This window comes from Rhodococcus triatomae, from assembly GCF_014217785.1.
GTDB classification, from domain to species: Bacteria; Actinomycetota; Actinomycetes; order Mycobacteriales; family Mycobacteriaceae; genus Rhodococcus_F; species Rhodococcus_F triatomae.
Window position 1 is genome coordinate 2,527,192 of record NZ_CP048814.1, and the last position, 18,733, is coordinate 2,545,924.

Genomic DNA, 18,733 nt, shown 5'->3' on the forward strand with positions numbered 1-18,733 from the left:
AGGAACCGGGTCAGCGCGCCGTCGTCGCGTCGAGTTCCACCCCAGCGGCGACCGCCTCCCGGTACAGGATGTCCAGGACCGAGGGGTCCGTCCCGGGTGGCAGGACGATCTCGAGCCTCGCTCGTTCGAGCGGAGCGCGCGACGATGCCGACCATCGCCGCGGGGTGATCTCCTCGGGGACTGCCGCGATCACCCGGCGCATCCGGAGCAACTCGTCCAGGTTATCGCCCGTGTCGAAGCCGACGAACTCCCGACCGTCGCGTTCGACGAGGACGAAGTCGATGTCTGCCGGGGCCTCCCGGAGGAAGCCGGACAGGAGTTCCGCGGTGACGAACGGGTCGTACTCCGTCTGCGCCAGCAGGGAATTCGACGTGGTGCGCAACTGGACGAGTCCGGGATCGTCGGCTGCGAGGCTGCGTACGCTGCCGATCTGCTCCCGGTAGCGGGCGGCATCGTCCGCGCCGGGTGGCACGGCGACCGAGACGGCGGCGTCGGCGCCGGAGGCGTTGACCGCATCGAAGTACAGCGTGATCCGGTGGTGCGAGATGCTTCGCGGGAGCGGCTGGTCGGCGATCTCGGCGGCAACCTGCGCGATCCGGGCGTCGTCCAATCCGCGGACGAGCGAGATCTCGCTGTCGGCGGAGCCCCGGAAGGGGGCGTCGTTGTGGCCACGCACGGTGAAATCCGCGACGTCGTCCCGGCTCTCGAGGTACTGCTCGAACTCGGATCCGAACGCCGTTCCCGCATTGGGCGAGCAGCCGGCCAGGCACAGTGCGCCGAGAATTGCCGCCGTGACGACCAGCGGCATTCGCCTCGCCCGTGACCGAGGTGCCGGTGGCTGCCGGCCATGGCGCATGGCACCGTGCTCAGTCACGGGACGCCAGGTCGATGACGGTGCGAGTCACACGGCGGCGGATCACGTTGCGGTCGGCCAGAGCGGCCCGTGCCGCGTTGCGGCCGCACACCCCGTGGACGCCACCGCCGGGGTGTGCCGCGGCGCTCCCCAGATAGAGTCCCGCGATGGGGGTTTCGGAGCGACCGAACCCTACTGTGGGGCGGAAGACGAGTTGCTGGTGCAGCTGCGAGGTGCCGCCCCCGACCGCGCCGCCCACCAGGTTCGCATCGGCCGCCTCGAGGTCGCTCGGGCGTTGCACCGTCCGGCCGACGGTCAGATCGGCGAAGCCCGGCGCGTGCGCCTCGAGGGTGTCGTCCACCCGCTGTGCCAGCTGCTCGGCCGAGTCGTCGTCGGTGACGCCGCGGGGCAGGTGTGTGTAGGCCCAGCAACTTTCGGTGCCCGCCGGCGATCGGGAAGCGTCCGCGGTCGTCATCTGGCCGAACAGGAGGAACGGACTCGTCGGGACCACGCCGGTCGTCAGATCCGCGTTCCAGCGGACCAGTCCGTCGTCGTCGGCCCCGAGGTGGACGGTGCCCGCCTCGCCGAGGCGACGCGAGATCCACGGGACCTTTCCGGACAACGCGTAGTTGACCTTCACTGTCGGAGTGTCCCACTCGAACCGGTCGAGATCGTCGAGAACGCGACGGGGAACGGACTTCTCGGGCAGGAGGTCGCGGTACAGCGACGGTGCCGAGGTATCGGCGACGACGGCACGGCGAACGGCGATGCGCTCGCCACCGGCGGTGCGCACACCACGGACGCGACCGTCGCGCACGTCGACCGCGACCACGGGCTCTGCGCATCGAACCGTCACGCCCGCGGATTCGGCGCGCCGGATCAGGGCCGCGGTGAGGGAGCCGGCGCCACCGGTCGGAGTCGGGTAGCCGACGCTCTGCGCCAGCATCGTCAGCAGATACCCCATCACCCCACTTCCCGGCGCGTCGGTGGGCACGTCGGCATGCATGGCGTTGCCCAGGAACAGCAGTCGCGCCGCATCGCCCGAGAACAGTTCGCGCACCATCCGTCGCGCGGGAAGTGCCAGGAAGCGGACGAACCGTAGCGCCTCCGCGGTACCGAGTGTCCGAGCCAGTCGGGCCGGACCACGCACCGGCGGGAACGAGGTGAACAACGTGTCGAGCAGCGGTTCCTGCACGGCCTCCCACTGCCGTACGAGCCGCATCCAGGTATCGCCGTCGCCGGGGGCGTGCCGGTCGAGATCCGCGGCTGTCTCGGCGGCGTCGGCGTGGATGACGGGAGCGTCCTCGTCGTGTGGACTTCGCGCGTGACCGACGGCGAACCGGGACCTGCTCCATCGCAGACCGTGGTCCTCGAGGTGGAGGTCCCGGATCGCGGGCGACGCCACGGCCAGCGGGTGAAAGGCACTGAAGAGGTCGGAGCGATACCCGGGAAAGAGCTCGGCCGTCCGGACGGCGCCGCCCGGAGTCGCCTGGGCCTCGAGGACGAGGACGTCCCATCCGGCGTCGGCGAGGATGGCTGCCGCGACCAAGCCGTTCGGGCCGGATCCGATCACGACGGCGTCGACGGTGGCCATGGGTCCAGCGTGCCAGAAAGGTCGCCGAAAGATCAGGGGAAGCCCATGGCCCGGCACGCCATTTCCGCCGTGACCTCGAGCTCGTCGCGGCTCGCCCCGTCGCGTCCGCGTTGCGACATGCCCTGGAGTACCGCGGCCGCGAACGAGGCGGTCGCGTCCGGGTCCGTCTGCGCCGGGACGACGCCGTTCCTGCGGTCGGCGTCGAGCCGCGCCCGCAGGGTCTCGATGTTGGCGTTGCGGAGGGCGCGGAGCCGGTCGGCGACGTGCGCGTTGTCGCTCCCGACACAGATCGCGGAGCTGATGACGAGGCACCCTCCAGGGCTGTCCGTGGCCGCGTAGTGTACGGCGGATTCCAGGAGTAGCCGCCGAACCAGTGTGGGGGAGTGCCGCTCCTCGTCGAAGGCGCGCTTCATGTATCCGCCACGCGTGCTGTTGTAGTGCTCGACGACGCAGAAGAACAGTTCCTCCTTGCTCCCGAAGGCGGCGTACAGACTGGGTGCCTTGATGCCCATCGCGCTCGTGAGCATCGCGATCGACGTCCCCTCGTAGCCGTGGTTCCAGAACGTATGCATCGCCGCGTCCGTCGCCTCGTCGAGGTCGAACTTTCTGCCTTGCCCGCGGATCCCGGACATGCCACCTCCTTCGAGTCCTGTGACTCATGTCACCGGAACAGGTCCGATTCTACTCCTGTATCGATCACTACAGGAGTGGTAGCGTCCTCGCATGGGGCGCGGGGATGCGTCTTGATCGACGAGGTGGCCGCGTGCGGCCCCCGGGTCGCCCCGGGACCGCGACGGTGTCGTCGCCTCGGATCTGTCGAGTGAACGTGCAGGAACACCAGAGCCTGGAGTCGGGCAGGGCCACACATTCGATGAGGGGATTCGGCACATGCGCAGTGGTGCATCGTTCAGGCACGGGCTCAGTCAGAGTCACGACACACACGCGATATGGACCGTCGAGGCGGTCAAGCAGGTCAAGTACCACGTGATCGCGACGCGCGATCTCTTCGATCCGTCCAACACCCGACTTCTGGACGCTTGTCCGGAGGCTCCGCTCGCTCCGGGTGACCGGCGGCTGCTCGTCATCGACTCCAATGTCGCTCGCCTGCAAGGGAATAGGATCGAGTCGTACTTCCGTCACCACGGAGTGGAAACCACCATGCTTTCCCTGCGTGCGGACGAAGCGGTGAAGGGTTGGGACACCGTGACCACGGTGGTCGACGCGATGAACGCCTTCGGGATCGACCGTAGGAGGGAACCGGTCATCGCGATCGGAGGCGGTGTCCTGACAGACGTCGTCGGTTTCGCCGCAAGCGTGTATCGCAGGGGGACACCGTACATCCGGATCCCGACGACGCTCATCGGACTGGTGGACGCGGGGGTCGGCGTCAAGACGGGTGTGAACTACGGCCGGGGAAAGAACCGGCTGGGAACCTATGCTCCCGCGACCGCGACCTACATCGACCGGACCTTCCTCCGCACGCTGGACGAACGGCACCTCGCCAACGGCCTCGCCGAGATCCTGAAGCTCGCCCTGATCAAGTCGGCCGAGCTCTTCGGGTTGCTCGAATCCTATGGCCCGCGGCTCATCGCGGACCGGTTCCAGGGCTCGACCGGGGACCTCGACGCCGCGGCCGTCGCGGTGACGGACGAGGCGATCCACCTCATGCTCGAGGAACTGCAGCCGAATCTGTGGGAATCGTGCCTCGAGCGGTGCGTCGACTACGGGCACACCTTCAGTCCCACACTCGAAATGGAGGCGCTCCCCACGCTCCTGCACGGCGAGGCGGTCTGCATCGACATGGCACTGACGACGGTGATCGCCCACCTGCGCGGTGACGTCGGCGCCGCCGACACCGACCGGATCCTGGATCTGATGACAGCGCTCGGGCTCCCGGTGTGGACCGATGTCCTGGCACGGCCGGGAATCCTCGACGGCGCCCTGGCCGACACCGTACGTCACCGGGACGGCCACCAGCGGCTTCCGTTGCCGCTGGGCATCGGCCGTCACCGGTTCGTCGACGACGTCACACCGGCCGAACTCTCCCGTGCGCTCGGTGTTCTCGGATCCATACAGGCGCGACCCTCTGCTCTGGTCGGCGGCCGTCCGTGAAGTGGCCGAACCTCTACATCGAGGGCTTCTCGTCGTACCTCCCCGCCGAGCGGGAGCGGGCTGTGGACATGGTCGCTGTCGGACGCTACGACGAGATCGAACATCAGAAGACGGGCCAGGTCTCGGTGGTGGTCGCCCGTCCGGAGGAGGGCGAGACGGCACCCGAGATGGCCGTCGTGGCCGGTCGAGCGGCGCTCGCGGACGCGGGTCGACACCCGTCGGAGATCGACGTACTCATTCACGCCGTGGTGCTGCACAACGGGCTCGAGGCGTGGAACTGCGGGTCCTATCTCCAGGGGCAGATGGGAATCGAGGGCTGTATCCCCATCGAGATACGAACTGCGTGTGCCGGGGGGATTCTCGGGATCGAATTGGTGGGTCGATACTGCGGCGGATCCGGCAAGGGAATGGTGACTGCTGCCGACGTGTGGCAGCGCCCGCTCTTCGACCGATGGGCGTCGGACAGTGGGCTCGCCTACGGGGACGGGGCCGGAGCCGTCGTTCTCGGATTCGAGGGTGGCCCGTTCCGGGTGCTGTCGACCTCGGTGGTGAGTGACCCCCACCTCGAGCAGATGCACCGGGGGGACGAATCGATGGCGCTGCCGCACTATTCGGGCAACCTGCCGATCGACCTCCGCAGACGGGTGGGTGGCTACACGCGGAGCCACGACATCGACGAGTTCTGGACTCGCAATGCGGCCGCGGTGTCCGCATGCGCGCAGACGGCACTCGACGACTCGGGAAGCGAACACGGCGACATCGCCACCTGGGTCCTTCCGAACTTCGGCAACGTCCTGTTGCGCAAGCAATGCCTCGAGCCGCTGAAGATTCCGCCGGAGCAGACGTTGTTCCGGTACGGACGGGAGATCGGCCACACCGGCGCCGCAGATCCGTTCGTCGGACTCGATCTGGTGCGGCGCAACCACGACCTCGAGGCCGGGGATCGGCTGATGCTCATCGGAATCGGCGTCGGATTCACCTGGGGATGTGCGGTCGTGGAATACACCGGAACAGATGCGGACGAGGGGAACGAGCGTCGATGACGAGTACGAAGGGCGGTACCGAGCCCGCGACCGGCACCGGTACCGGCGACACGGACCAGGCCACACCACCGAGCGTCCACGCGAACGCGGCGATCGTCTGGATGCTGTTGGCGGTGTTCGGAGTCGGAACGGTGGAGTACGTCGTCGCGGGCGTGCTCAAGGACATCACCGGTGACGTCGGAGTCTCGGACGCGACGGGAGGGTTGCTGATCACCGTATACGCCCTCACCGTGATGATCGGGGGTCCGCTGCTCACCATCGTGACCATCCGGATCCCCCGAAACACGTTGATCGCGGCGCTGATGGCGGTCTTCGTCGTCGGCAACATCGGTACGGCCCTGGCGCCCAACTTTCCTGTGCTGATCTTCTTCCGGGTGGTGACCGCGTTGCCACACGCCACGTTCTTCGCGCTGTGCCTCGTACTCGCGACGTCGTTGGTTCCGCCCGAGTTCCAGGGCAGAGTGATCGCCCGAGTCACACTGGGGTTGAATCTGGCGACGGTACTCGGGGTTCCGTTGGGGACCCTGATCGGCACCCAACTCGGGTGGCGTTGGTCGTTCGTGATCGTCGCCGTGTTCCAGGTCGTCGTGACGGCCGGGTTGCTGTCCTCGACAAGGCACGCGCCCTCCCACGAGGTGGGGAGCATCGTCTCGGAGCTGAGGGTGTTCACCCGCCCGACGGTGGTGTGGGCGATCGGGCTCACCGCCCTGAGTCAGGCAGCGTTGTTCGTGGTCTTCACCTTCGTGTCGCCGTTCCTGCAGGATCTTTCCGGCTTCACCGCCGGTCAGGTCACCGTGCTCCTCTTCGTCTTCGGAATCGGATCGGTTCTGGGAAACCAGCTCGGCGGGTACTTCGCCGACAAGTCGATCGACCGGACCTTGTACGTCGCCCTCACCGCCCTCGTCGTGGCACTGGCGTTGCTGGCGCTCTTCGGGACCCAGAAGTGGTTCGTCGCGCCGTGGATGTTCGTTCTCGGTGCCGCCGGGTTCTCCATCATTCCGCCACTGGCGTCGAAGATCATCGGTGCTGCCTCGGAGGCGCCGCATCTCGCGGCGACGGTGAACATCGCCGGCTTCCAGCTCGCCAACGCGGCCGGCGCCTGGATCGGATCGCTCACCCTGTCGGGCGGGGCCGGCCTGTCAGCGCTGCCCGTCGTCGGGGCCGTGCTGGGTGTGGCGGCGCTCGGAGTCCTCACACTGAGCACCCTGACACGGCGCTCGGTCCCGGCAGGTGTCACTGCCGATGGGTGAGCCGTCGATGCGGACCGCGGTGATCGACGCCCCGCGCTCGCTGTCCGTGATCTCCGCGTCCCGCCCGACAGTCGGCCCACGCGACGTCCTGGTCCGGATCGCCTACGTGGGACTGTGCGGAACGGATCTCGAACTGGCGCACGGAACGTCGCAGTACCTGGTCGACGGCCGCGCGTCGTACCCACACAGATTCGGTCACGAATGGGTCGGTTCCGTGGTCACCACCGGTGTCGCAGTCGACGATCTCGCGGTAGGTGAGGTGGTTACAGGCAGCACGATGATCCACTGTCAATCGTGCCGGGAGTGCTCCGCGGGTCGCCGGAATCTGTGCTCGGGACTGTGTGAGGTCGGTCTCTACGGCTGGCCGGGTGCGGCAGCCGACTTCCTCGCGATGCCACGGCACGCGGTGGTCTCGCTCGGCCGTCCGGACGGCGGGCCGCGTCCCGCGCACGTGCTGATCGAACCGTTGGTGACGGTCTTGGAGGCGCTCGCGCACACCGAACTCGCACCGGGAACCACGGTCCTGGTGGTCGGGGCCGGAACCATCGGAAGTCTTGCTGCCGTGGTGCTCTCGCGGTACCCCGTGACAGTCGAGATACTCGAGCCCGGTGCCCTGCCGCACCTGGACCCGTTGTCGTACCGGCGGCATCACCGGTCACCGTCCGAGGTTGCGTCGCGCGCGTACGACGTCGTCGTCGAGTGTTCGGGAGCGCCGGGAATGCTCGGCGAGTCGCTGCGCGCGGCGGTTCCGGGCGGGCTGTGCCTGCTCGTCGGTGTGGCTGTCGGCGCCGAGTCCGTCGATCCCGCAGTGATCGCGCTGGACGGTCTCCGCATCGTCGGGGTGCGACACGGTGTCGACCATTATCACCGGGCAGCCCGCCTCGTCACCGAATCGGGGGCGCAGTTCGACGCTCTCGTCGACGAGGTGGTCCCGCTGAGGCAGGTGGATCGTGCGTTCGCGTTGCTCGAGCGCGGGCGTACCCGGCCCAAGGTGGTGATCGACCTTGGGTGAGACGACGAGTACGAAGGATGCCGCTCTGATCACCGGTGCGAGCAGCGGGATCGGCAGGGCTGTCGCCCATGCACTCGCACGCCGAGGCCACCCGCTGATTCTCGGCTACTCCTCCGGCGAGACTCGTATCCGGAGCGTGATCGAGGATCTGCACGGGCTGTACGGGACGACCTGCCGGGCAGTACATCTCGATCTGCGCGATCCTGCCACCGCGGCCGAGAACGTCGACGCCGTGATCGCCGATGCAGGCGCCGTCGGGTGCCTGGTGAACAACGCCGGAATCAACGATCGGACACCCGCCGCGTCGGCAGACGTCGCCCGCATGGCAGAGGTGTTCGCGATCAATGCTCTCTCCCCGATCGCGCTCGCATCGGTCGTGGGCCGCCACATGATCGACCGGGGGATCGCCGGAACGATCGTCAACGTCACCTCGGTGCACGAGACCATACCGATCACCGGGGGCACCTTCTATTGTGCCGCGAAGGCGGCACTCGGTATGTCCACCAAGGTCATGGCGCTCGAGTTCGCCCCGCACGGAATTCGGGTGAACTCGGTGGCGCCGGGCGAGACGGCCACTGCGATGAACGGCGCCGACGAATCCGACTATCTGCGAATCACACGCCCGGACATACCGTTCGGCCGACCAGCCGGAGTCGGTGAGGTCGCTTCCCTGGTCGCCTATCTTGCCTCGCCGGATGCCGCCTACGTGACCGGCGGCTCGGTGACCGTCGACGGTGGGCTCTCGCTGACGGCGGCCGAGGCGAATGCACGCCGCGGCGCCCGGGCGGCAGGATCCGCTCGCGACTCGCACGACCCGACAGGAAACGAGAGGACCGCATGAGAGCAGTGGTATTGGCCGGCCAGGGAAGCCCGGACGTCCTGGTGCCGGGAGACGTCGAGGAACCGGCCGTCGGGTCCGGGGACGTCCAGGTCACCGTCGCGGGCGCTGCGGTGAACCCGGTTGATCTCAAGACCCGTTCAGGATTCCTGTCCGACATCGTGCTGACTTTTCCCGCGGTGCTGGGCTGGGACGTGGCGGGCATCGTGACCGCTGTCGGTGCCGCCGTGGATCGCTTCGCCGTCGGCGACCGTGTCGTCGGAATGATCGCGCAGCCAGTCCACCGGTACGGGACGTACGCCGAGCGCGTCGTGGCCGATCAGTCGCTGTTCGCCCAGGCACCCCGCTCGCTGCCGTTGGACGAGGCCGCGGCGATCCCGCTCGCTGCGCTGACGGCCTGGCAGACGACGGCCGCACTCCATGTCGCCGAGGGAACCCCCGTCCTGGTCACCGGAGCGGCAGGCGCGGTCGGTCGGATCGTCACGCAGCTACTGATCCGGCGAGGACACGAGGTGGACGCATTGGCGCGTGCATCGGACACCGACGAGCTCCGGGACCTCGGGGCACATGCGGTGTTCGACCGGCCGCAGGCGCTACCCGCGAGGCGGTATGCCGGAGTCGTCGACACGGCGGGTGTGGCCGCCGCGGTGCGGGCGGTACGAGACAACGGTCGGTTCGTGTCGATCGACGACAACGAGCAGCCCGATCCCGAACGGGGTGTCACTCCGGCGAAGAACTACGTGGACGAGAACGGTGTGCAACTGGCCGAGATCGTCGCAAGGATCGACGCCGGGTTGCTGTCCGTTCCTGTTGCCCACAAGTTCCCGCTGGACGACGCCGCCCGCGCCCACGGCGTACTCGCTGCAGGCGGCACTCGAGGAAAGGTACTGCTGATCCCATGACTTCGTCGAACGTCACGACCCCGTCCGAACCCGTGCCCGCGCCTGCACCGCCGACGGTGACCGGTGTGAATGAGTCGACCCCTCACCGGATCGGCGTGGCAGTTCCCGACGTCGACCGGGCGGTCGAGTTCTTCGCGTCGATCGTCGGCGACTCACCGGTGCGAGCCGCCGCCGATCTCGTCCGTACGGTCGCCTTCGCTCCGAACACCGATGTGACGTTGATTCCGGTGGCACCCGACGCTGCGTTCGGATCGCCGCCCCGAGTCGTCGACGTCGGGACGAACCATCTGTGCTTCCGCGTCGGTGACATCGACGTCGCTGCAGCATATCTGGCCGAGCAGCCGGGGGTTCGAGTCCTGGGCGACATCGTCACCGTGCCCGACGGTCCGATACGGGGAAACCGGTGGATCTACTTCCGGTCCCCGTGGGGAACGCTGTTCGAACTGCAGCAATGGCCGAAACATCCCGCGTACCAGGCCGACACGAGCGCCCGGCTCTTCCACGGACAGTCCCCGGCGGACGATGCGCGGCTGCCGTCGTTACTGGGGCTCGACCACACGGGATACAGCGTCCGGGACCTCGAGGCCACCATCCGCTACCTCGTCGACCGGCACGGGGCGACGGAGGTGTTGCGGACCCGGATAGACGCCGGACGCGACTTCATGTCGGCGCAGTTCGGAATCGACGTCGAAGGCACCTCGACGATGGCGATGCTGGTGGTCGACGATGCGCTCAACATCGAACTCTTCGAGCACAGTGTCGGCGCACAGGACCCGCCGCGCCCGCCTCGCGCCCCCGGCGGGAACGTGCTGGCTCTGCACGCGCAGGACTGCGCACCGGAGAGCGCGGTGGAGACCGAGTTCGGGATCGTCGTCGGTACGGAGTTCGGGAGATGACGGGCCCGGGCCCGAAGTTCGGGATCAACCTGCCCAACTTCGGGCCGCAGATGACGGTCGAGGGCCTGCTCGTCTGGACTCGGGAAGCCGAGCGGCTCGGGTTCGACACCGTGCTCGTCTCCGACCACGTCGCACTGACCGACGATGCACACCGCCGTTCTCCGGCACCGTTCTTCGAGAGTCTGTCCACACTGGCGTGGCTCGCCGGCAAGACCGACACCATCCGGCTGGGTACCGGTGTACTCATCGGTCCGCACCGGCACCCCGTCGAACTCGCCCATGCGACCGCGACGATCGACCGGCTGAGCGCCGGACGGCTGACCGTGGGAGTGGGAGTCGGGTGGACCCGCCAGGCATTCGACGTCCTGGGCATCCCCTTCCGACGCCGCGGTGCTCTCACCGACCACCTGCTCGAGACCCTCGTACGGGCCTGGACGAACCCCGTCATCGAGTATTCGGGAAGCGAACGTGCCCACCGAGTCCACACCGAGCCCTTCCCGGTGCAGGACCCGCATCCGCCACTGTGGATCGGCGGCAACGGGCGACCGGCGATCGACCGGGTGAACCGATACGGAACGACCTGGCATCCGCTGCACCCGGATCGACGGCTCTGTGTGGAAGGGACGTCGATGCTGAAGCAGGACAAGACATTCTCGCCCCGCATCTTCTTCCTGCCCGCCCGGACGGCCGTATCCGGTGACCGCCCGCTCGGCTACGGTTCGGTCGGTCAGATCCGCGACGACATCGAGTTCCTCCGCGGTCTGGGGGCGGACACGATCGTCCTCGACACCGACCCCGGCGATCAGCGGCTCCGCCGCGAATGGCGCGACGACGTGGACCACATCCGAGTGGCGGCCGATGTCCTGGAGCTGTCGTGAGACTGGTCGACGCCACAGGAGCGGAAGCCGTCACCGTGCAGGCGTTACTGTTCGACATGGACGGCACTCTGGTCGATTCCGCCATGTCGATCGAACGCGTGTGGTTGGCCTTCGCCAGGCGACACGTCCTCGATCCGGTCGCCGTCCTCACTGCGCTGCCGGGACGTACGGCGCCCGACATCGTGGCCGGGCTCCTCGGTCCGGAAGCCGACGTCGACGCGGAAGTACGGTGGGTCCGCGAGTGCGAGTCGGGCCGTGTGGACGGCATCCGGGCGATCAGGGGAGCCGCGCGGCTGCTCGCCGCACTGCCCGCGCAGCGGTGGGCGATCGTGACGTCCGCGACCAGGACGATGATGGAACTTCGCCTGGAGGCGGCAGGGCTACCGTTACCTGCGTTCGCGGTCTGCGCCGAGGACGTCCGCGCGGGGAAACCTGATCCGGAGGGATTCCTGTCGGCTGCCCGTATGCTCGGTGCCGACCCGGGGGAGTGCCTCGCGTTCGAGGACTCCACTGCGGGTTTGGAGGCCATCGCCCGCGCCGGTGCGTCCGCGGTCGCCGTCGGCGCAACGTATCCCGGTGCCCGGGCGGTGGCGGACCTGTCGCGGATCTCGGTGTGGCCGCGGGAGAACCGCGTGGTGGTGGAGTTCGGCACGTGACCGGACTGCCGACCGTCGCTGTCGACCTCGGCGGCACGTGGCTCCGGATCCGTGGCGCGGACGGTACCTGTCGGGTGCCCGCACCGAGTGCTCTCCGTCATCCCGGGGTGCCGGTGGAGGAACTGGTGGAGCGCCTGCTCGACGCACTGTGTTCGAGGGTCCCCACCGGTAGCCGGGTCGCAGTGTCCTGCGGGGCCGCGATGGATGAGGAGCGGAAGGAGATCCACGGGTCGGGACCACTGTGGGGCTCCGGCATCGAACGTCCGATCCGGTTGGTGGACCTACTGTCCGAGCGGCGCCCCGACTCGGAGTGGCACCTGGTGAACGACGTAACGGCAGCGCTCGCGGATTTCGTGCGCCGTCATGCCCGGCCGGGTCACCGGAAGGTCTGCTACCTCACGGTGAGCAGTGGAATCGCCTTGCGCACCGCCGATGTGCGCACCCACACGATTCCGGTGGACGGTGCGGGCCTCCAGGGGGAGGTCGGGCACCTACGCGCTGTCACGAGCGGCCCCGCCGCCGTGCAGTCGCTGCCCTGTCCGTGCGGCGGCCGTGGCCACGTCTCCTCCATTGCGGCGGGCCCGGCTCTCGACGGGGTCGCCCGGGCCCTCGGCACGGGCCGGACCGAAACGCTGCGTGAGGAACTGGAAGCGCGTGTCCGAGGCGGTGACGACGCGGCGATCCGGCTGTGGACCCTCGTCGTCGAACCCATCGCGGAACTGGTGCGCACCGTCTGGTCGCTGGACCCGCAGATCGACCTCATCGGGATCGGTGGCGGATTCGTCGAGGCCAGGACGGCGCTGTACCGCGACGAGTTGTTCCGGCAGGTGGCGACCGTGCGCTCGTACGCGGACCGGGGGCTCGATGTCGAGCATCTCGGCGATCGTCTGCACGTCTGTGAGCCGGGGGACGTCGACCCACTCGACGGCGTCGTGGCGATGGCGGATGGCGCGCTCACGGTGTCCAAGATCTGACATCGCCGACATCACAGACATCACCCGGAAACTGTGGACTGAGGAGAGGCGAGATGACTGCCCTGCAATCGAATACCGTGCACAAGGCGATCGTCCGGCGCGGAAGGTGGTGCGCCGTCGAGTCGAGGCCGGATCGCCCCCCGGGCCCCGGAGAGCTGGCCGTGGCCCCGGAGAAGGTGAGCCTGTGCGGCACCGACATCCAGATCCTCCGGGGAGATCGCGACGACCCTTCCGACATCGTCGGGCACGAGGGTGCCGCCCGGGTGGTGGGCGTGGGCGCGGGGGTCGACGGGTTCCGGATCGGTGACCGCGTCGTGATCAACCCGACTCACCCCGACGATTCCTCGTTCCTGCTGGGCCACAACGTCGAAGGCCTGTTCCAGGAGCGGGTCGTCATCGCTGCGTCGGCAGTGTCCGGCGGGTTGGTCTCACTGCTACCCGACGAGTTGTCCGCCTCCCGCGCGACATTGGTGGAGCCCTTCGCGGTGGTGCGGTACGCGCTCGCTGCACTGGCCGCGGCAACGCCCGACACGCTGATCATTCACGGCGACGGGTTGATCGGGAACCTCGCTGCTTTCTTGGCTCCCCACTTCCTGCTCCCCTCCGGGCAGGTCGTGGTCGTACATCGGAGCAGCGAGGGGATGGAGTGGACGGGCCGGCATGCACCGGCAGGTACCAGGAGCGCTCTCGATACCGATCCGACGTTGTACGACGGCGTCGGGGATGCCGTCGCCGTCCTCGTGGCCACCCACCGCGGGGGCACGATTCCCGCGATCGAGGGCGCGGTGCGAGGGCTCGGCGCACGCTTGCGCGCCGTGCATCCGATCGGCGGGCTCGCACCGGACGCACGCACTCCGCTCCTGCCGGGCGTCGATCTGCCTGCGGTCCGGGCTGCGAACACCGGCGGGCCGTGGCCTCCTTCCACCGTCACTTTCGCGCAGCGGGACCGACGCATCGTGTGCAGCGGGAACCGAGGAGTCACGAACACTCAACTCGTCGCGGCGGCGGGGGAACTGGTCGACTGGGGTGGATCGATCGATGCCTTGCTCACCCACGAGGTGAGCGTGGAAGAAGCGCCCCGCTACCTCGATGCGATCTGTGCCGGGCGATCGCGGATCGTCGACGGCGAACTCGTCATGCGCTTGGTCGTCGATTTCGGGGCGCGGTAGTCGAGACCGGCCGCCGACTTCGACGACGCGGTGTCCTGCACCGTACTCGTTTCGCCGCCCGGTCCCAGAACCGCCGGCCCTACAGCGAAAGTCCAGGTCAGCCAATGGCTGACCTGGACTTTTTCGTAGCGGGGACAGGATTTGAACCTGCGACCTCTGGGTTATGAGCCCAGCGAGCTACCGAGCTGCTCCACCCCGCGTCGTAGTCACCACCATACACGCTCCCGGAGGGTGCTCCGACCAGGGTGTGGGTCAGCCGGGCGTGGACGCGTGGTCGAGGATCAGTTCGGCGAGTTCCTCCGGCGCCTCGTCCGGGATCCAATGACTGACGCCGGGAAGGGTGACGAGGCGGTAGGGAGCGCGCACGTAGCGCTCGGTCAGCTCGGGGCCCTCGGGACCGATCGCCTTGTCCCGGTCGCTCCAGACCAGCAGGGTCGGTACGCGCACCGCCCGGGACGTGGTGTGGCGATCGGTGAACGGCAGCCCGCGATACCAGTGAACCGCTCCGCGGGCCGCCGTCCGGTGGGCGAGGTTCGACTGGTCCCGGGCAGCGCGCTGCGGGGTCTGCCCCATTCGTTCCAGGATGCTGCGGGTCAACGCCGGTTTCGTGAGCAGCAACTCCGGGATCCACGGAACCTGGAACGCGAGCATGTACCAGGAGCGGAATGCCTGTCTGCTGGTGCGGATCGCGCGCACCATCGCCGCGGGGTGGGGCACCGACACGGCGGTGAGGGTCCGGATCAGGTCCGGGTAGCCGGCCGCGACCTGCCATCCCGCCGCCGCTCCCCAGTCGTGGCCCACGAGATGGACCGGGCCCGCGTCCACCGCCGCGATCAGCGCGGCGACGTCCGCGGCCAGTTCCTCGCCGCGGTAGTCGCGTCGACGGCGGGGCCGCGCTCCCGGTGAATACCCTCGCTGATCGGGGGCCAGGGTGCGGAAGCCGGCCGTGTGCAGTGCCGGGACCACCGCGTCCCAGCTGCGCGAGTCCTGCGGGAAGCCGTGCAACAGCACCACCGGTGTCCCCGAGATCGGCCCCTCGTCGCGGACGTCGAACACCAGGGAATCGCGGGTGAAGTGCGTGATCCGTTCGGGCACAATGCTCCTCGGTGGTGTCGACAGATGCCTATTGGAGCCGGAACTGGACCATCTCGATGGCGTTCTCGATGGTCTCGGACACGGCGCGAAGTCGCTCGTCGGCTCCGGGGGCAGCGAGGATCGCGTACCGGTCGGCGTCGCCCATCGGCACCAGCGCGGCGAGCTCGTAGAGCCGGTTGCCGAGAGCTCCGCGAAACGGCGCGACGACAGGCGGGTCGGGAGGTGGTGTGCCCTGCTGGTGCGCGAGCCGGGCGAGCAGTCCGTACAGAAGCTCGATTCGCTCGACGAGGGCCGGGAACTCGTAGTCCACGGTCTGGGTCCCGGCATTCTCGTCCGCCCACAGTTCGACTTCTGCCAGGGGATAAGGGTTGTCGGGCAGCCACTTCCGTACCCGGATCCGCTCCTGTGTACGGCAGCGCAACTCGTAGCGCCCGTCGGCCAGCGCAGTGTGGTCCTCGATCCGGGCCAGCAGGCCCACGTCGTGGCGAACGTCCCCGCCGCCGACCTCGTTGCCGCGAGCGATGAGGACGACGCCGAACACGGGCCCCTCGGGGGAGGCGAGACAGTCCTGAACCAGTTGCCGGTACCGGGGCTCGAAGACGTTGAGCGGGAGCGGCTGGTCCGGAAGCAGTGCGGTGCCGAGCGGGAACATCGGAATGGTGGTCATCTGGGTTGTCGCCATCTACGGGATTCTCAATCGGGGGACAGGGATCTCCGGAAGTGTTTCTGTGCTGTCGATTTCGAGGAGCACATGGTCGGTCCAGGTCATCAGGCCGGCGACGTCCAGCCCGTGCGGGGGTTCGGTCTCGTAGTGGCGGATCCGGTCGTGACCCTGCCGGAGCAACGAGCGGGCGCCAGTCTCGTTTCCCCGCAGGAGATGAGTGAGACCGACGGCGAGTTGAGCGAGTCCCTGCCACAGCTCCCGCTCGTCCTCGGGCGCACTCTTCCAGGCGCCCTCGAGAACTTCGTGCGCATGGAAGGGCAGGTCGTGATCGAACAGGCGCTGGGCTTCGGTGATTGCCTCGTCCGGCGGTAGCCGCAGATCCTCGGGGACGCGGGGAACGCCCTCGACATCGCGCGGCAGCGGGCGGCCCAGCCCGTCGCGCGGGCGCGAGTTCAGTGGTCGGCCCGTCGGGTCCCGGTCCCTTTCCGGCATGGGGACCAGGGTAGCGTGCGGCTCCGCTGTGTCGAGGGCTCCGCGAGCGCTTTCCGCACGCGCGTTTCCAGTTCGCGGTCGACCAGGCCGGGCATCGCCGACCGGAGCTCGACACGGTGACCCTCGTGGTAGAGATATCGCCCGTCTCCGGGGACGTCGAACCAGGTGAGCGAGTCGACCACCTGGTCCTCGGCACCGCGCCACGGACGGTGCAGGCAGAGGTATCCGGTGGTGGTCCGCGCGGCAAGGACGTGTTCGAGCAGCGGCGCCCCGGATTCGAGGACGTCGTGGAGCACCGACGTGCCACTTCGAGGTCGACGCCCGAGCTCGTCCGGATGCACGTTGACGGACCGGGTGCGCCCTGGAGTATTCGGAGGAACGCCGTCGAGCAGCGCACGGACGAATGCCCGGACATCCGGCGCGTGGTGGCCGGCCCCGACCCGGAGTTCGAGATCCCCGGTTCCCTCCGCCGTGTGCCGTTGATCCGCAACCACGCAGACGCGTCCGCGGATCGCTCCGCGACGCAGGATCGGGGGTGTGTTCGGCAGGTAGACACTGACGGACACCTCGGGCCGGCGCAGGACGTCGATCGCGTCGACGATGCCCGAACCCGGATCATCCGCGGACCGGTGTTCGAGTGTCCGCTCCTCCGCACCCCGCTCGCTCTCGAGTCGGGCGGACGTGCGGTGCTCGAAAGGATGCGGCATCCGGTCGAGACCCGTCGCCTCCCACAGATGCATGAACTGCGCGGAGGTCAGCGTCCGGTTCATGCGCCGAGAACGGGTGGGGCGACAGGGGCGATGTCACCGATCAGTGCGTGTCCGTTCTCCACCGTCACGAGGTAGCTCGGAGTCGTGTGCTCGGTGTCCTCGGCGCCCCTCGCTCGCGCAGCCGCCATCCCGATCGGCATTGCCGTACCCGGACCGGCGCGGCCTCTGCCGGGCCTGGGGTCCGTCGCGGCCGTCGCGACGGGCGCGGTTCCCGCACCGGGTCCGGGCAGCACGGCGCCGGGTATCGGCATGCCGCCCTGGGGCCCGGTCCTCGGGCCGTCGCGACGGGGACCGGGATCGCCACGGGGGCCGGGGTCGCTTCCGAAGGACGCTCGCCCCGTTCCACCGCGCACGGCGGGGCCGTACCCGCCCGAGGGGCTGCCTGCGGCGGAGGTTCCCGCACCGAAACCCGCGTGCGCTCCTGCGGCGTTCGTGGGCGCGAACGGTTGCGACGACCCTGCGGCAACTGCCCCGGTTCCCGGAGTGCCGGCGGCTCCCGTGCCGGGCGGGTGGGCGTCGGCCGTGGCGGCCCGGGTCTCGGCCGCGAGATCGTCCTCGGAGTCGCGAGGGCTGCCGCCGCCGGTGAGTGCCACGCGACCGGGAGAGCTGCCCGCCGTCGGCCCGCCCCGGTCGTGAGTCGCCTCGTGGACCGAGATCGGCTCCTGAGCGGGTGTGCCTTCCTCCGTGCCTTCTCCGGGGATGCTCGCTCCGCCGACGGCCTCGTCCACGAGGACGCCGGGAGGGCTGGCAGCAGGAGTGGGCGGGAGGATCGGCGGCACATTGGTGCCCGAATCGACCAACGTCGCCTTGTAGAGGGCGTCGAGGACCCGCGCCGCCTCGGCCCGTTCCTCCTCGTCCCTCGCTTTCGCGGCCACAGCGTCGCCGCCGGTGAGCGCCGGAGGCCGTCGGGTTCCGGACACCAGGCTCTGGACCCGGGGTTTCACCTCGCCGGCGGCGTCGGCGGCCAGTTGCAGCTTCAGTCCGATCGTCTGCAACGAGGCGCTGGTCTCGGATACCGGTGTCATCAACGCGCCGATCGCGATGCTCGCGGCGTCGGCTGCCGCTCCCTCCCAGCGGGCGCCGCCCGCGATGCGCCGGAGATTGACCAGACCCCAGGTGATGTTGAACGTGCTCGCGAGTGAGTGATAGGCGCGGGCGACCTCGGTGACGACACCGGCGTCGATGCCGGAGACCCCCAGCGCCATCTCCTGCTTGCTCATTCCGGAGAACACGTCGGGGTCGGTGACATAGGGCGCATCGGGTTCGCCGCCGATGTGGGCGCCGAGCGTCTCGATGCCCTGACGGTGCCGGGCGCGTCCGACGGACGCCGGTTGGATCGCCATGAGTCCCCCTGCTCGGACTTACCCTGACTCGACTCCCCCGAGTCGATGTACAGATGCTAGCCCGAATTACGTCCTCCACCACGGGAAGACGTCACTTTCGGCGGGACGATGTCACATCGGTTTCGTTCAACCGAACCGATGTGACATCGTGCCGGGGAGGGGGAGGGGGAGGCGGCGCTGAGGGGCGCGGAG

General features: G+C 68.8%; 19 protein-coding genes and 1 tRNA gene. 11 read left to right on the forward strand and 9 right to left on the reverse strand.

The features are described 5' to 3' along the window. Positions 1–10: 10 nt before the first annotated feature. The 3 genes from G4H71_RS11880 to G4H71_RS11890 are packed head-to-tail and all read right to left on the reverse strand — an operon-like array spanning position 11 to position 3,079. Positions 11–808 carry a hypothetical protein gene (locus G4H71_RS11880; RefSeq protein WP_072737234.1) on the reverse strand — a complete coding sequence of 266 codons (798 nt, stop codon included), beginning with the start codon at positions 806–808 and terminating at the stop codon, positions 11–13. A 58-nt stretch (positions 809–866) separates the two neighbouring features. Further along, a complete protein-coding gene (locus G4H71_RS11885; RefSeq protein ID WP_072737233.1) occupies positions 867–2,447 on the reverse strand; it encodes a phytoene desaturase family protein in 1,581 nt (526 codons plus the stop codon). Positions 2,448–2,479: 32 nt separating this feature from the next. Further along, entirely contained in the window at positions 2,480–3,079 is a 600-nt protein-coding gene (locus G4H71_RS11890) for a TetR/AcrR family transcriptional regulator (RefSeq protein ID WP_072737232.1), read from the reverse strand. Between the two features lie 256 nt (positions 3,080–3,335). On the opposite strand from G4H71_RS11890, the gene G4H71_RS11895 reads away from it, so the two are divergent. The 11 genes from G4H71_RS11895 to G4H71_RS11945 all read left to right on the forward strand — a co-directional run bounded on the left by G4H71_RS11895 (position 3,336) and on the right by G4H71_RS11945 (position 14,177). Then, entirely contained in the window at positions 3,336–4,559 is a 1,224-nt protein-coding gene (locus G4H71_RS11895; protein ID WP_072737231.1) for a sedoheptulose 7-phosphate cyclase, read from the forward strand. Further along, positions 4,556–5,602 carry a 3-oxoacyl-ACP synthase III family protein gene (locus G4H71_RS11900; protein ID WP_072737230.1) on the forward strand — a complete coding sequence of 349 codons (1,047 nt, stop codon included), beginning with the start codon at positions 4,556–4,558 and terminating at the stop codon, positions 5,600–5,602. Before G4H71_RS11895 ends, G4H71_RS11900 begins: the two co-directional genes overlap by 4 nt. Beyond that, positions 5,599–6,852: an MFS transporter gene (locus G4H71_RS11905; RefSeq protein WP_083342968.1), complete on the forward strand. Its 1,254-nt coding sequence runs from the start codon at positions 5,599–5,601 to the stop codon at positions 6,850–6,852. The genes G4H71_RS11900 and G4H71_RS11905 overlap by 4 nt, the downstream gene beginning before the upstream one ends. After that, on the forward strand, positions 6,845–7,864 hold the full coding sequence (locus G4H71_RS11910; RefSeq protein WP_246442218.1) for a zinc-dependent alcohol dehydrogenase: 1,020 nt from the start codon (positions 6,845–6,847) through the stop codon (positions 7,862–7,864). The genes G4H71_RS11905 and G4H71_RS11910 overlap by 8 nt, the downstream gene beginning before the upstream one ends. Then, complete coding sequence (locus G4H71_RS11915) at positions 7,857–8,705, forward strand: SDR family oxidoreductase (protein ID WP_072737229.1); 849 nt, start codon at positions 7,857–7,859, stop codon at positions 8,703–8,705. The genes G4H71_RS11910 and G4H71_RS11915 overlap by 8 nt, the downstream gene beginning before the upstream one ends. Continuing rightward, a complete protein-coding gene (locus G4H71_RS11920) occupies positions 8,702–9,604 on the forward strand; it encodes an NADP-dependent oxidoreductase (RefSeq protein WP_072737228.1) in 903 nt (300 codons plus the stop codon). The genes G4H71_RS11915 and G4H71_RS11920 overlap by 4 nt, the downstream gene beginning before the upstream one ends. A 95-nt stretch (positions 9,605–9,699) precedes the next feature. After that, entirely contained in the window at positions 9,700–10,500 is an 801-nt protein-coding gene (locus G4H71_RS11925) for a VOC family protein (protein WP_174561831.1), read from the forward strand. Beyond that, positions 10,497–11,378 (forward strand): TIGR03619 family F420-dependent LLM class oxidoreductase, encoded by an 882-nt coding sequence (locus G4H71_RS11930; RefSeq protein WP_072737226.1) that lies wholly within the window; start codon positions 10,497–10,499, stop codon positions 11,376–11,378. Before G4H71_RS11925 ends, G4H71_RS11930 begins: the two co-directional genes overlap by 4 nt. Continuing rightward, positions 11,375–12,034: an HAD-IA family hydrolase gene (locus G4H71_RS11935; RefSeq protein ID WP_169847131.1), complete on the forward strand. Its 660-nt coding sequence runs from the start codon at positions 11,375–11,377 to the stop codon at positions 12,032–12,034. The genes G4H71_RS11930 and G4H71_RS11935 overlap by 4 nt, the downstream gene beginning before the upstream one ends. Further along, positions 12,031–13,008 carry an ROK family protein gene (locus G4H71_RS11940; protein WP_246442205.1) on the forward strand — a complete coding sequence of 326 codons (978 nt, stop codon included), beginning with the start codon at positions 12,031–12,033 and terminating at the stop codon, positions 13,006–13,008. Before G4H71_RS11935 ends, G4H71_RS11940 begins: the two co-directional genes overlap by 4 nt. A 53-nt stretch (positions 13,009–13,061) precedes the next feature. Continuing rightward, positions 13,062–14,177: an alcohol dehydrogenase catalytic domain-containing protein gene (locus G4H71_RS11945; RefSeq protein ID WP_072737225.1), complete on the forward strand. Its 1,116-nt coding sequence runs from the start codon at positions 13,062–13,064 to the stop codon at positions 14,175–14,177. Between the two features lie 126 nt (positions 14,178–14,303). Here the strand turns inward: G4H71_RS11945 and G4H71_RS11950 are convergent. From G4H71_RS11950 to G4H71_RS11975, 6 genes are all read right to left on the reverse strand, one after another. After that, positions 14,304–14,377, reverse strand: a tRNA-Met gene (locus G4H71_RS11950). A gap of 52 nt (positions 14,378–14,429) precedes the next feature. After that, positions 14,430–15,272 (reverse strand): alpha/beta fold hydrolase, encoded by an 843-nt coding sequence (locus tag G4H71_RS11955; protein WP_139183195.1) that lies wholly within the window; start codon positions 15,270–15,272, stop codon positions 14,430–14,432. 28 nt (positions 15,273–15,300) lie between these two features. Continuing rightward, a complete protein-coding gene (locus tag G4H71_RS11960) occupies positions 15,301–15,939 on the reverse strand; it encodes an LON peptidase substrate-binding domain-containing protein (RefSeq protein ID WP_072737301.1) in 639 nt (212 codons plus the stop codon). Between the two features lie 15 nt (positions 15,940–15,954). Next, positions 15,955–16,428 carry a DUF309 domain-containing protein gene (locus G4H71_RS11965; protein ID WP_072737224.1) on the reverse strand — a complete coding sequence of 158 codons (474 nt, stop codon included), beginning with the start codon at positions 16,426–16,428 and terminating at the stop codon, positions 15,955–15,957. After that, positions 16,389–17,198, reverse strand: a complete 810-nt coding sequence (locus G4H71_RS11970) for an ESX secretion-associated protein EspG (RefSeq protein WP_072737223.1) — start codon at positions 17,196–17,198, stop codon at positions 16,389–16,391. The genes G4H71_RS11965 and G4H71_RS11970 overlap by 40 nt, the downstream gene beginning before the upstream one ends. Then, positions 17,195–18,541: a hypothetical protein gene (locus tag G4H71_RS11975; protein WP_072737222.1), complete on the reverse strand. Its 1,347-nt coding sequence runs from the start codon at positions 18,539–18,541 to the stop codon at positions 17,195–17,197. The genes G4H71_RS11970 and G4H71_RS11975 overlap by 4 nt, the downstream gene beginning before the upstream one ends. Between the last annotated feature and the right edge of the window lie 192 nt (positions 18,542–18,733).